This is a genomic window from Pseudomonas sp. GM48, from assembly GCF_000282335.1.
GTDB lineage: Bacteria > Pseudomonadota > Gammaproteobacteria > Pseudomonadales > Pseudomonadaceae > Aquipseudomonas.
In genome coordinates, this window is sequence record NZ_AKJM01000048.1 from 1 (window position 1) to 13,371 (window position 13,371).

Sequence of the window (13,371 nt, forward strand, 5' to 3'; positions counted from 1 at the left end):
CTGTTCGTTGAGCCACAGGATGACCTGCCGCGCATCATCGGCATCGAAACCGCCGCGCTGGAAATCCGCTGAATTGAGCTTCACCGACACACAAAATTGTGGCGACACCGCCTGGCGGACCGCCTCGACGACGGACAACAGCAGGCGCGCACGATTTTCCAGCGAACCGCCCCATTGATCGGTGCGCCGATTGGTCAATGGCGAAAGGAACTGGCTGATCAGGTAGCCGTGGGCGGCGTGGATCTGTACCCCGGTAAAACCGGCTTTCTCCGCCAGTGCGGCGCTGCTGGCGAAGCGTCGGATTACCTCCTGGATGTCGTCCTCGCTCATGGGTTTGGGTTCGGCGAACATTTTCGAGAACTGGCCGAGATCCAGTGCAACCGCCGACGGCGCCAGAGCTTGCTGGCCAAGGTTGGCCATGGTCTGGCGGCCAGGATGGTTGAGCTGCACCCAGAAATGCGCACCGCCGGCTCGGCCGATACTGGCCCACTGGCGGAAGCGTTCCAGATGCTGCTCGTCTTCCAGCGCTACACCGCCGGGGCCGGTCATGGCGCGGCGGTCGATCATCACATTGCCGGTCAGCAACAAGCCGGCCTCGCCCCCGGCCCAGGCTTGATACAGGCGAAACAGCGCCTGGTCGGGCACCTGATCGCTATCGGCGAGGTTCTCTTCCATGGCGGCTTTGGCAATGCGATTACCGATGGTCTGACCGTTGGGCAATTTCAATATTTGGAAGGGCGACATGCTTGACTCCTCGAAGTGATGAGCAGAGCCTAAGCTTAAAGTTAACTTTAATGTCAAGCAGGCAAATGAGGTCCCGATGAAAATTGGTGAATTGGCACAGTTGAGCGGGTTGACCGCATCGCGCATTCGTTTTTACGAGTCTCAGGGATTGATCCGGCAGGTCGAGCGCTCTGCCAACGGCTATCGGCGTTACTCGCAACAGGCGCTGCAAACGCTGCAAATCATCCAATGCGCGCAACAGGCCGGTTTCAGTCTGGAGGAGCTCAAGCAATTGCTGCCGGATAATGTGACGGGCGCGTTCAAGCACGATGAGTTGATGGCCGGCCTGCATCGCAAGATCGAGCAGATCGAAGAGATGCAACGGCACCTGGCCCACAGCAAAGCGCAGTTGCTGGAATGGATTGACACCATTCAGGCCCGGCCCGAAGGCATGACCTGCGATGAAAATGCCGAACGGGTGATGACGTCATTCAAGCACTAGGTCAGGTATCGACCTTGACCAGTGCCTATTGTCGAGCAACCGGGTCAGGCTGATGCTGATGGTCAGCCGCCACCGACCTTGATGTTTTGCTGGTTATCGAGAATCACCTTGCCCCACGGTCGGTAGCGCAGGGAGAAAACCGACGTCGGGTGGCAGCCCGGCGATGTTGATTGCGGGGGCATCGGTTCAGCGCGGAAGGGTTGTCCGGCAGCGCTGACTTGCCGGAAGGCTTCCCTGACGATGCCGATGGAGCAGGGCAGTGCATTGGCGTAGCTGTTGCGAATCAAGGGTGGCAAACGCCCGGTTCCGGTGCCGTCCTGCCACCACACCTGGATTCCGGCGCTGGCCACTTCGCCCAGCCACTGCCCATTTACTTGTGGCGAAAGTTTGCCGACGCTGAACACGCTGATGTGCAGCGGCGCGTCGAGTTTGCCAGCGAAATCCTTGAGCTGGCGTTGCAGGGTTTGCCGACGATCGAGCGGTAGAAAGTGCAGGTCATCCAGTTCCATGGGCAAATACCAGCCGCTGACCGGGAGTTTCCAGTCCTTGCGCAGCGTCCGCTGCCGGGCCAGCGACTGTCCCAGTTGCACCTGCCAGTACGTTGCCAGTCCGGCACTGTCCAGCTCATTGATGCGCTGGTAATAGGCCGGGTCCATACGCAGACCCAGCACCAGTTTCAGGCCTTGGGCCTGGGCCTGTTTCAGGCTGGTGGCGAGCCAGCCGTTGGCGCCGCCAAAGTCCGAATCACCGTAGGCCGTCCATTGCACGATCACCGTGTGCGTGCCTTGGCGGGCGGTGTCTTGCCAGATCCGCTGCCATTGCGCCTGGCTCAGGTTGGCATCGGCATTGAGCGGCTGATAGAAAATCCGCTCGTCGGCATGGGTCGTCACGCCGCCCAGCAGCAGGCACAAGGCCAAAAGAAGTCGCCTCATCAGAAATTCAACTCCACGCCCAGCAGCACGCCGTTGCCGCCTTCATACAGATTGCCGCCCAACGATTGTTGATACTCGGTGCGGACCGTCAGGTGTGCGCGATAGGCGTTGTAGATATTGTCGTTGAACCACCATTGCCAACGCAGGCCGAGACCGGTGCGCAGATCCTGGCGCCAGTCGTTGCTCGGGTCCTGGCTGGCGAATTCGAGAAAGCCGTACGGCATGAGCGTTTGCGCGCTGTTGAACGGCAGCTTCCAGGCGTGCCCTTGCTGGAAGCGCGACAACCATTGGTGGTCACCGGCCTTGGTCCACCACGCCGCGTCGACATAGAGGAAACGTTCTTCCCAATCGCTTTCGTCGACACGCCAGTCGTTGCGATATCGCCCCTGATCGAGGAACGACGCAGTAGCACGCAGGAGATAGTCGGTAGTGGTGTGCCCATCCTCACGATGATCGTCAGCCTGATCGGAGACCTTTTCGGGGACCAGCATCTGGCCGAGGCTCAAGCCGTGGTTGTCTTGATCATCGAACTGGCTTTGCTTGTAGATCTCGCCGTAGAAATTGATATTTGCCGTACCCCAGGGTTTGTAGCGCAGGCCCACGCCGGTGGCGATGGACTGCGCATAACTGGAGCGACTCTGGCCGCCGAGCAACACCCGTCCGTAGGCCGACAGCGAGCTGCCTGCGCGGCTGGGTTCTTCACCGAGAGCATGGTCCCACATGGCCATTTGCACGTTCTGCGGGGTCGAGCGCCGTCGAGAGCCGATGCTCTCGTCAGGGCGCAGGAAGTCGTTGGTCGAGACACCGGCTGGCGACCAGGTACTGGCGAAGGTCAGGGTATCGCGCCGGGACAGGGATTCATGAGCACGACGCTGGCGATAACGCCGTGCTTCCATGCTGCCTTCCTCGTCGTCGGCCGCTACCGTGTTTTGCTCCAGATCGATCACGCGCTGCAGTTCCTTGCGGGCCGAGGCGCTGTCCTCGACTTCGTCGTAACGCCAGGCCAGGGTTTCGCCGAGTTGATAGTCTTCCGGGAAATCTTTAGTGGCGCTTTGCAGATACGGAATGGCGCGGGCGCGCTCTTCTTTGGTCTCGGCACCGGACAGGCGCATGCCGTAGTCAGCGCGATAGCGTGGATTGTCCGGTTCTCGGCGCACGGCCTCGGCCAGCCAGGCCGTGCTTTGTGGCAGGTCGCCGGCCTTTTGTGCGGTGACCGATGCGGCGTAGAAATGCCCGGCATCGGGAGCCTGTTGCAGGGCGGAACGCTGGCGCTGCAATGCGAGCGTATGATCGCCCTGGGCATCGGCAATCGCAGCACCCAGGGCCCATTCATTGGCGCCACGGCTGCGGCTTTGCTGCCAGTAGCGTTCGGCTGCTTGAGTGTCGCCCGCATTGAGGGCACTGCGGCTGGCGGTGAGACTGGCGTTATCGCTGAGTTCTGCGTCCGGAATGCTCCGCCAGATGGCCAGCGCACCCGTTGAATCCCCGGCAGACTCCAAAGCGTAGGCCAATGTCAGGCGACTGCCTTTGTCGCCGAGTTTTTCTGCGGTCTGGTAATACACCACCGCTTCACCGGGGCGATCGGGCATGGCGCAACGACCCAGGGCGCGGTAGTCGCCAGCGCTTTGTGGTTGATTGCCGGTTGCCTGTTGTACCGCATCGCACTGGCCTTTTTCCGCCAGTTGCGCCAGCAGTTCACCGCGTGTGGCAGGGTCGACGCGATTGACCAGCGTCACCATGCGTTGTTGTTGCGCCGGGGTCGGTGTCGACGAGGCATACAGTCCCGCCAGTCGCTGCAACAGGGCGCTGGGTAATTTGCCGTTGTGGTGGTCGTAAGCGTTTTCGAGCAACTGCTGCGCGTGATCACGCTGACCGGCATTCAATAGCCAATACGTCGTCTGATTGAGCGAATTGAAGTCGCCGGTCTGCTGGTAATGACGCTCCCAAAGCCTCGCCGCTTCAGCATTGCGCCCCGATGCCTGGAGCATTTCGGCCTGGCGTTTGACCACGTCGGCGGTTTGCGGCTGGCTGGCGAGATAGGCCATGATTTTGTCGCTGCGGCCCTCATCCTGCCAGGCGTCCAGCAGTCGTTCACGGCGTCGAGTGTCCCAGGGTTCCGGCAAACGAGTGTTTTGCAGCAGTTCGGTCGCTTGCAGACGCTGGGCGAGAATCAGCCAGGTCTGCGGATCTGCGTCGGGCGGGCAACTTTGCAACTGACTGAGCGCGGCTTGCGGGTCGTGACGGGACAGCCACTCGGCCGTCTCAAGGCACGGACGCTGCATCTCGCCACTCAAGCGTTGCACTGTTGCGCTGTCGCCGGTTTGCCGCGCCAGCTCCCACAGGCGCTGGCGTTGTGCCGGATCGGCAAGGTCGGCGGGCGGCAGCGTTTGCATCCAGCGTTGCGCCTGCTGGATGTGACCCATGGCAATCGCCCGGTCGACCATGGCCAATCGAGTCTTGCGCGCGGCTTCAGGGCTTGGCGCTGTTTGCAGTAATTGCTGCAAGGGTTGCTCGTCGAGGCGTTGCACGTAGGCGTTGGCCAGGCGTTGCCAGCTTTGGGCATCGAGTTGCTGGTTCGCGGCCAGGGGCGCCAGCTCTTTGATGGTGCCATCCCAATCGCGTAACTGCTCGGACCAATTGGCCAGGGCCAGGTGCAGGGCTCGCTCATCACCTTTGGGCGGCAGTTGCGCCAGCCAGTCATGGGCCGGGGACGCGCCGCCGCGCTTGGCCAGGCTCGCGCTGTAGGCCTGCCACAGGCGCACGCGCTGGTCCAGATTGCTGGTGGCTATCCACTGCTCCACTTTTTGGCTGTCCGGCGGATCCTGTTCGATCCAGGTCAGGCGCAGGTTGAGCAGGGTTTCGCTGTTGGCCGGGGTATCCGGTAGCGCTTGCACGGCGTCTTCGTAGCGTTGCTGCCTGGCCAGCGATTGCACCAGCAGTGCCCGCGCTTCATCGTTTTCCGGCACTTTGCTCAGCAGGTGGCGCATCAGCCGCTCGACTTCCTTCCAGTTGCCGTTTTTCGCTTCGCGGTAACCGCGGTCCATATAGGGGTAACTGCGGAACTGTTCGAAGTCGGTTAACGGCTCGGCCTGCACCGACGCCGTCGTGTTCAGGCAGAGCAACAGGCTAGCGGCTAACAAGGTGTGACGATGGACAGGCTTCATGCGGCCTCCCGGGCAATGCGGTAGGCGGCGTGCTGTTCGCTCGCCTGATCGGCCAGGGCCTGTTCAAGGATTTCCTGAGTGATCATGCCGCGGTCAATCAAGTGTTCGCCCAGTGACATTTTTTCCGCATCGAAATCGATCAGCGCCTGATTGAACAGGGTTGGCGGCACCATGCCGCGCACTTGCAACAGATTGCCCAGCAGTATCTGGTGATGGCTGACGCGCTCGATCAGGTCTTCGTCGTCCTGATTTTGCTCAAGCACGCTAAGCATCTGATGTACTTCTTCGTTTTGACGAGGGCTGGCGTACCAGTAGCGGATTCCCAGCGTAACCCGGCCTTGTGGGGCGAGACGGCAACGCACCGGGCGTTTCAGTTGACGGCTGATGGCTCCCAGAGACACCTGGCTCACCGGACCTTCGGAGGCCAGCACCAGGGTTTCGTTTTCCTCGGCGACCGGCAGCACGCCGTAGTGTGTGGCGATCTTGCGTGGCACGGCGTCGATCAGGCGTTTGTCGAGTTTGAATGGATTGAGTGGCGCCCATTCCAGGTCCAGCTGTTCGGCCAGGGTCTGCACCAGTTGAGTGGTGTCGATGTGTCCGCGCAGTAGCAGTTCCTGACCGAGGCGCCGGCGTACCGGGTTGGTGATCGCGGCTTCGAGTTCTTCCTCGGTGAGCAAACCCTTTTCCACTAACCGATGGCCCAGCGGGGTGCGCTGGGCTTCGGCCAGGGCCGGAAATTCATGAGTGGTCTTGTCCCAGGCGACGCGACGCGAATCGCCCATTGCCATCACCTGGCGCAGCGCCCGAACGTTGGCGAAGAAATTGACGAAATTGCTCCACACCATCCGGGGGGCCGACAGCAGTCCTTCACCCAGTCCGTAAAAACGGGTGACAAACCAACCACGCTGGAATAGCCGATTGAGCAGCATGAGGCCGTTGAGCCACAGCAGGGTAGCCAACAACGTGCTGTCGGCGAGGAGCGACGGGAACCGCCAGGCATTCGGCGCGATCACTGTGACCAGCCACATCGCCAGCAACACCACCAGCAGTATGTTCACCAGGAAGCTCAACAGGTACGCAATCAGGCCACGGCGGTCGCGCCACAGAAAATAATTGAGCAGGCCTTTGGGGCTCCAGCCGAGATTCTTGGTGCCCTGGAACACAATGCCGACGATCCAGCGCGACTTCTGCCGGATCGCGTACTGCAAGTCCCTTGGAAAGTGCTCGCGCACGCAGATCACCTGGGAAAACGCGCGGTCCATGCCGAACACCCAGGGTTGTTCAAGTGCCAGTTTCGGGTCGGTCACCGAATAGCGGGCAAAGATGCACTTCATGCCTTTTTGCTTGAGGCGGAAACCGATGTCGTAGTCTTCGGTAAGACTCTGCACGTCGAAGGCGATACCGTCGCCGTCCTCGAGCAGGGCAGTGATGGCCTTGCGGCTGAAGCAGGTGCCGACCCCGGCGCTGGGCACTTGCCCGGTCAGTGCTTCACGCACGATGACGTCCTTGCCATGGTTCTCGGCGAACTCGTCGACGTAGTGGCCGGCAGTGAAGCCATTCCATTCCGGGGCGTAGGGGTAGACCGGAATCTGGACCAGGTCCTTGGCCGGCAGCAGGTAGTTGAACAGGCGCAACTCCATGGGTGAAATCACGTCTTCGGCATCGTGCAGGATGAAGCCGGCGAACTGGATTTTTGCATCGTTTTCAAAACGCAGGATCGCGTCGATGACGTTGTTCAGGCAGTCAGCCTTGCTGGTGGGGCCGGGGCGGGCGCACACCACTTTGTGCACGTTGGGATAATGCAGGCACACCGCATCGACGTCGGCCTGGGTCTCGGCGTCGTTGGGGTAAGTGCCGACGAAAATCTGATAGTTCTCGTAGTCGAGGGTCGAGGCGGCCAGGCGTGCCATTTCGCCGACCACGCCGACTTCGTTCCACGCCGGTACCATGATCGCCAGGGGCTTTTCGCCGATGGAGTACAGCCGTTGTTCATCGGCGCGCTCGAATTTTTCATAGATCCGCCAGCGTCGGATCAGTTTGCGGGTCCAGTACACCAGGTCGATGAACAGATCATCGAGCCCGAGAATGAACATCAGCAAGGCCAGGGTAATGGCGAGGTATTTGAGTCCGAACAACGCATAGGCAAAGAAGTCGACAAACGCCAGGCTCATACGGCTTTACCCGCCGCCGCACGGTGTTTCAGCCAGATGCCGAGGCGATTGGCGATGCGCTCGCTGGCGTGTCCGTCGCCATAAGGGCTATGGACTCGGCTCATGCGCTGGAAGGTGGCGTCATCATCGAGCAACAGGCTCGATTCATTGACGATACGGTCGGTATCGGTGCCCACCAGCACCACCGTCCCGCCTTCAAGCGCCAATGGTCGTTCCGTGACATCGCGCAGCACCAACAGCGGTTTGCCAATGGCGGGGGCTTCCTCCTGGATGCCACCGGAATCGGTGAGAATGAAATACGCGCGGTCCATCAGCCAGACGAAATGCTGGTAATCCTGCGGCGCCACCAGATAGATATTGGGTTTGTCCGAGAGAACGCTGTAGACCGCCTTTTGCACCTGTGGATTGAGGTGCACCGGGTAGACGAATTGCACATCGGGATAACGTTCGGCGAGAGTGGCCAGGGCCAGGCAGATGTTGCGAAAGCCGCCGCCGAAGTTTTCCCGGCGGTGCCCGGTGATCAGCACCATGCGCCTGGTGTCGTCGAGCACGGCCAGCGGCGAGTCGGCGGCCGGGTGCCAGTGGATTTGCTGTTGGTGATTGCGCATCCATACCAGCGCATCAATCACCGTATTGCCGGTGACCTCGATGTTGGCCTTGGGCACACCTTCGCGCAGCAGGTTGTCTTCATTATTGGCGGTCGGTGCGAAATGCAGGTCGGCGATGACACCGGTCAAGTGCCGGTTCGCTTCCTCCGGCCAGGGTGCGCGCAAGTTACCGGTACGCAAACCCGCCTCGACGTGGCCAATGGGCAACTGGCGATGGAAGGCGGCGAGGGCGGCAATGAAACTGGTGGTGGTGTCGCCGTGTACCAGCACGATATCCGGTTGCACGCGTTCATAGGCTTTGTCGAGGTGTGCCAGAAGCTGTTGAGAAAGACCATTGAGGGTCTGGCCCTGGGTCATAACCTGCAAGTCTTCATCGACCGTCAGTTCGAACGAGTCGAGGACCTGCTTGAGCATTTCCCGGTGCTGGCCAGTGGAACAGATGTTCAGGCTGATACCAGGCCAATTACGCAGGACCAGCGCCAGGGGTGCCATCTTGATGGCCTCCGGACGTGTACCAAAAACCATCATGACTTTAAATGTCATTACCCCTCCTGGGATTGCACACGCCGGATACGTCGCGGCTGTTAAGACCGGCTATTTCGTGAACATAGAATAAAGCAATCGGATGGGGGGTTGTCTAATGAGCTGCTCTGAATTGCTGGTCTTGCTTCGAATTGGTTCATGTGCGCCAGGTTGTGAACCACATACCCGCTCCCTGTAGCCAACGGTAGCGTCTGTCTGTCCGTGCGTTTGGTAACGTTTTTTCCTGTTTGTACGCATCCCTCTGATTCAAAACAAATTTCAATCTCCCTCACATGGCCTCCACATCCTGTGGCACACTTTCTGCTGTCTATTCCGTTGTTGCATACCATTTTCCGGTATAGCGGAATAAACATCACCCTGGAGTGCTTGCCATGCATCGCCGACCTTCCTTGTTCAAAGCGTGTGTTTTTATATTCGCGGCTTCCGCCGCTGTCATGGGTGCGGCCCAGGCGGCGGACAGTAAGCTCGACAGTGTCCTGGCCCGCGGCAAACTGATTGTAGGTACCGGCAGCACCAACGCGCCGTGGCACTTCCAGGGCGCGGATGGCAAGTTGCAGGGTTTTGATATCGATATCGCCCGAATGGTCGCCAAAGGGTTGTTCAACGACCCGAGCAAGGTGGAGTTTGTGGTGCAGTCGTCCGATGCGCGGATTCCCAACCTGCTGACCGACAAGGTCGACATGAGTTGCCAGTTCATCACCGTGACCGCCAGCCGCGCGCAGCAAGTGGCGTTCACCCTGCCGTACTACCGCGAAGGCGTCGGCCTGCTGCTGCCGGCGAACAGCAAGTACAAGGAAATCGATGACATGAAAGCCGCCGGTGACAGTCTCACCGTGGCAGTGCTGCAAAACGTCTACGCCGAAGAACTGGTGCACCAGGCGCTGCCCAAGGCCAAGGTCGACCAGTACGACAGCGTGGACCTGATGTACCAGGCCGTGAACTCCGGCCGTGCCGATGCGGCGGCCACCGACCAGTCCTCGGTGAAGTACCTGATGGTGCAGAACCCTGGCCGCTATCGCAGCCCGGCCTACGCCTGGAGCCCGCAGACTTACGCCTGCGCGGTCAAGCGCGGCGATCAGGACTGGCTGAACTTCGTCAACACCACCCTGCATGAAGCCATGACCGGCGTTGAGTTCCCGACTTACGCGGCATCGTTCAAGCAATGGTTCGGCGTAGACCTGGCGACACCCGCGATTGGTTTCCCTGTCGAATTCAAATGATCCCGTGAGAGCGGGGCGGTTATGAATCGCCCCGTTCAGGTACTGCTGACCATGAACTATCAGTTGAACTTTGCCGCCGTCTGGCGCGATTTCGACACCTTGCTGGCGGGGCTCGGCCTGGGTCTTGAACTGGCCCTGGTGTCGATCGCCATCGGCTGCGTGATCGGCCTGATGATGGCGTTTGCTTTGCTGTCCAGACATCGCGCATTGCGGGTGCTGGCGTCGGTGTACGTCACGGTGATTCGTAACACGCCGATCCTGGTGTTGATTCTGTTGATCTACTTTGCCTTGCCGAGCCTGGGGATCCGGCTGGACAAGATTCCCTCGTTCATCATCACCCTGTCGCTGTATGCCGGGGCGTATCTGACCGAAGTGTTCCGCGGCGGTTTGCTGAGCATTCCCAAGGGCCAGCGTGAAGCCGGCCTGGCCATTGGTCTGGGCGAGTGGCAGGTCAAGGCCTATGTCACCGTGCCGGTGATGTTGCGCAATGTGTTGCCGGCCCTGTCGAACAACTTCATTTCGCTGTTCAAGGACACCTCGCTGGCGGCGGCGATTGCCGTACCGGAGCTGACCTATTACGCGCGCAAGATCAATGTCGAGAGCTACCGGGTGATTGAAACCTGGCTGGTGACCACGGCGCTCTATGTGGCGGCCTGTTACCTCATTGCCATGATGCTGCGTTACCTCGAACAGCGTCTGGCGATTCGCCGATAGGAGGCCCCATGTACGAATCCCCCAGTTGGTTGCATGAGTTGTGGGTGGCGCGCGAACCCCTGTGGCAGGGCTTTCTGACCAGTGTCCAGGTATCAGTGCTGGCGATTTTGCTTGGCACGCTGGTGGGTGTCGCCGCCGGTCTGGTGCTGACCTACGGCAAGTTCTGGATGCGCGCACCGTTTCGTTTTTATGTCGATGTGATTCGCGGCACGCCGGTGTTCGTGTTGGTGCTGGCGTGCTTTTACATGGCGCCGGCACTCGGCTGGCAGATCAGCGCGTTCCAGGCCGGTGCACTGGGTTTGACACTGTTCTGCGGCTCCCACGTCGCCGAGATCGTACGCGGTGCGTTGCAGGCATTGCCACTCGGGCAGATGGAGGCGAGCAAGGCCATCGGCCTGACGTTCTACCAGGCCCTCGGTTACGTGCTATTGCCTCAGGCACTACGGCAGATCCTGCCGACCTGGGTCAACTCGTCGACCGAGATCGTCAAGGCCTCGACCCTGTTGTCGGTGATTGGTGTGGCGGAACTGCTGCTCAGTACCCAGCAGATCATCGCCCGGACCTTCATGACCCTGGAGTTTTACCTGTTCGCCGGATTTCTGTTTTTCGTCATCAACTACGGCATCGAATTACTCGGCCGGCACATTGAAAAGCGGGTGGCTTTGCCATGACTCAGACTCAAACCCATGCACAAAACGGCCAACCCTTGCTGGACATTCGCGGCCTGCACAAACGTTACGACCAGCTGGAAGTGCTCAAGGGCGTCGACCTGACCATGCAGCGCGGCAATGTGGTGACGCTGATCGGCTCCAGCGGCTCGGGCAAAACCACGCTGCTGCGCTGCGTGAACATGCTCGAAGAGTTCCAGGGCGGACAGATCCTGCTCGACGGCGAGTCGATCGGTTATGACGAGGTCAACGGCAAACGCATTCGCCACCCGGAAAAAGTCATCGCCCGCCATCGCGCCATGACCGGCATGGCGTTCCAGCAGTTCAACCTGTTCCCGCACCTGACGGCGTTGCAGAACGTCACCCTGGGCCTGCTCAAGGTCAAGAAACTGCACAAGGACGAGGCCGTGGCCCTGGCCGAGAAATGGCTGGAGCGCGTTGGCCTGCTGGAACGTCGCGATCATTTCCCCGGTCAGTTGTCCGGCGGTCAGCAGCAGCGCGTGGCGATTGCCCGGGCGATTGCGATGAACCCGAGCCTGATGCTGTTCGACGAAGTTACCTCGGCGCTGGACCCGGAACTGGTGGGCGAAGTGCTGAGCGTGATCAAGGGCCTGGCCGAAGATGGCATGACCATGCTGCTGGTGACCCACGAAATGCGCTTCGCGTTCGAGGTTTCGGACAAGATCGTTTTCATGAATCAGGGGCGTATCGAAGAACAGGGACCGCCCAAGGACATGTTCGAGCGCCCGCAATCGCCACGACTGGCGGAATTTCTCAAAAGCACCCGTTTTTGATCCCTCAATGTTCAATCAGGAGAAACACTCATGAGCATTACTCGTTACGGCACCGGCAGTACCGCCGCTGGCGGTCAGCCTCGCCCTTTCGCCCGCGCCGTTGAAGCCGATGGCTGGCTGTACGTTTCCGGGCAGGTGCCGGCGGTGGACGGCGAGATTATTACTGGCGGCATTGTCGAACAGACCCACCAGACCATGAAGAACCTGATCGGGATTCTCGAAGAGGCCGGTTTCGGCCTGGAAGATGTAGTGCGTGCTGGCGTGTGGCTGGAGGATCCGCGGGATTTCACGAGTTTCAACAAGGTCTTCTCCGAGTACTTCAAACCCGAGCACGCCCCGGCGCGGGCCTGTGTGCAGGCGAACATGATGGTCGACTGCAAGGTCGAGATCGATTGCATCGCGTACAAGAAAAAGGCCTGAGATTTGTGGTGAATTCTTCGCGAGCAAGCCCGCTCCCACAGGGGAGTGCATTCCAAATGTGGGAGCGGGCTTGCTCGCGAAGGCGGCCTGACAGTCGCCGCCGCACTCTCGGTAAACTCCCGGCATTATGAATGGGAACCACTGAAATGACCGAAGACACCATCAAGCGCCGGGCACGCGGTCTGGACCGGGCGTTCGATATCCTCGATTTCCTCAAGGAGATCGGCCAGCCCCTGCGCCCGAACGACATTGCCAATGGCATCGGCAGCCCCAAGTCCACGGTCTACGAACTGGTGGCCTCGCTGCTGGAACGGCGCATCCTGGAGCCGGTGGGCAAGGACGGTCATGTCTACCTCGGTCGCCAGTTGTACTTTCTCGGTCAGGCGCACCTGCGGCATTTCGACCTGACCCGCGAGGCCGATCACGCCTTGCAGGAAATCGTCAGCCAGACCCATGAAACCGCGCAGATGTGCCTGCTCAACGGGCGCAAATACACCGTGGCGCTGATGAAAGAGGGGGAGCGGCATTTCCGCATTTCCTCGGATATTGGTGAAAACGCACCTATCCCCTGGACCGCCTCCGGGCGCCTGTTGCTGGCGCACCTGAGCGACCAGGAAATCGTCGACCTGATCGATCACGACGACTTCATCCTGCCCGATGGCGAACGCCTGGAGCTTGCGCAGTTCCTCAAGGAAATCCGTCAGGCCGGGATCGATGGATTTTTCTCCTTCGATAGCGTTGCCGATACTTTTACCCATTGCTTCGCCGCGCCGGTCAAAGACCCCAACGGCGTGGCCATTGCGACCCTGTGCATCGTCGCCCCACGGGCCGATGCCAGGAACAACTACAACGACTATCGCCGGGTGCTGATCGAAAGCGCCAACAGCCTGGCCCGTCGCATCAACGAATAAC

General features: G+C 60.3%; 12 protein-coding genes. 7 read left to right on the forward strand and 5 right to left on the reverse strand.

Going from position 1 to position 13,371, the window contains the following annotated elements:
• On the reverse strand, window positions 1-744 hold a 744-nt coding region (locus PMI28_RS20300; RefSeq protein WP_007984611.1), incomplete at its 3' end, for an oxidoreductase.
• Between the two features lie 76 nt (window positions 745-820).
• On the opposite strand from PMI28_RS20300, the gene PMI28_RS20295 reads away from it, so the two are divergent.
• Window positions 821-1,225 (forward strand): MerR family transcriptional regulator, encoded by a 405-nt coding sequence (locus PMI28_RS20295; RefSeq protein WP_007984613.1) that lies wholly within the window; start codon window positions 821-823, stop codon window positions 1,223-1,225.
• A gap of 62 nt (window positions 1,226-1,287) precedes the next feature.
• Here the strand turns inward: PMI28_RS20295 and PMI28_RS20290 are convergent, their stop codons facing one another.
• From PMI28_RS20290 to wecB, 4 genes are read right to left on the reverse strand one after another with little or no spacing between them, the layout of a single operon-like run.
• On the reverse strand, window positions 1,288-2,157 hold the full coding sequence (locus tag PMI28_RS20290; RefSeq protein ID WP_007984616.1) for a DUF4434 family protein: 870 nt from the start codon (window positions 2,155-2,157) through the stop codon (window positions 1,288-1,290).
• A complete protein-coding gene (locus PMI28_RS20285) occupies window positions 2,157-5,321 on the reverse strand; it encodes an NfrA family protein (RefSeq protein WP_007984618.1) in 3,165 nt (1,054 codons plus the stop codon). Before PMI28_RS20285 ends, PMI28_RS20290 begins: the two co-directional genes overlap by 1 nt.
• Entirely contained in the window at window positions 5,318-7,492 is a 2,175-nt protein-coding gene (nfrB, locus tag PMI28_RS20280; RefSeq protein WP_007984621.1) for a cyclic di-3',5'-guanylate-activated glycosyltransferase NfrB, read from the reverse strand. Before nfrB ends, PMI28_RS20285 begins: the two co-directional genes overlap by 4 nt.
• Window positions 7,489-8,643 carry a non-hydrolyzing UDP-N-acetylglucosamine 2-epimerase gene (gene wecB / locus PMI28_RS20275; RefSeq protein WP_007984623.1) on the reverse strand — a complete coding sequence of 385 codons (1,155 nt, stop codon included), beginning with the start codon at window positions 8,641-8,643 and terminating at the stop codon, window positions 7,489-7,491. Before wecB ends, nfrB begins: the two co-directional genes overlap by 4 nt.
• A gap of 371 nt (window positions 8,644-9,014) precedes the next feature.
• Between wecB and PMI28_RS20270 the strand changes: the two genes are divergently transcribed.
• The 6 genes from PMI28_RS20270 (at window position 9,015) to PMI28_RS20245 (ending at window position 13,370) form a co-directional block, all read left to right on the forward strand.
• Window positions 9,015-9,863: a transporter substrate-binding domain-containing protein gene (locus PMI28_RS20270; protein WP_007984625.1), complete on the forward strand. Its 849-nt coding sequence runs from the start codon at window positions 9,015-9,017 to the stop codon at window positions 9,861-9,863.
• Window positions 9,864-9,914: 51 nt separating this feature from the next.
• Complete coding sequence (locus PMI28_RS20265) at window positions 9,915-10,577, forward strand: amino acid ABC transporter permease (protein ID WP_033063194.1); 663 nt, start codon at window positions 9,915-9,917, stop codon at window positions 10,575-10,577.
• 8 nt (window positions 10,578-10,585) lie between these two features.
• Window positions 10,586-11,248 carry an amino acid ABC transporter permease gene (locus PMI28_RS20260; protein ID WP_007984629.1) on the forward strand — a complete coding sequence of 221 codons (663 nt, stop codon included), beginning with the start codon at window positions 10,586-10,588 and terminating at the stop codon, window positions 11,246-11,248.
• Window positions 11,245-12,039, forward strand: a complete 795-nt coding sequence (locus PMI28_RS20255) for an amino acid ABC transporter ATP-binding protein (protein ID WP_007984631.1) — start codon at window positions 11,245-11,247, stop codon at window positions 12,037-12,039. The genes PMI28_RS20260 and PMI28_RS20255 overlap by 4 nt, the downstream gene beginning before the upstream one ends.
• Window positions 12,040-12,069: 30 nt before the next feature.
• Window positions 12,070-12,459, forward strand: coding sequence for a RidA family protein (locus tag PMI28_RS20250; RefSeq protein ID WP_007984633.1), 390 nt, complete (start codon window positions 12,070-12,072; stop codon window positions 12,457-12,459).
• 146 nt (window positions 12,460-12,605) lie between these two features.
• The gene (locus tag PMI28_RS20245; protein ID WP_007984634.1) at window positions 12,606-13,370 is read left to right on the forward strand and encodes an IclR family transcriptional regulator; all 765 of its coding nucleotides are present in this window, start codon (window positions 12,606-12,608) and stop codon (window positions 13,368-13,370) included.
• Window position 13,371 lies beyond the last annotated feature (1 nt).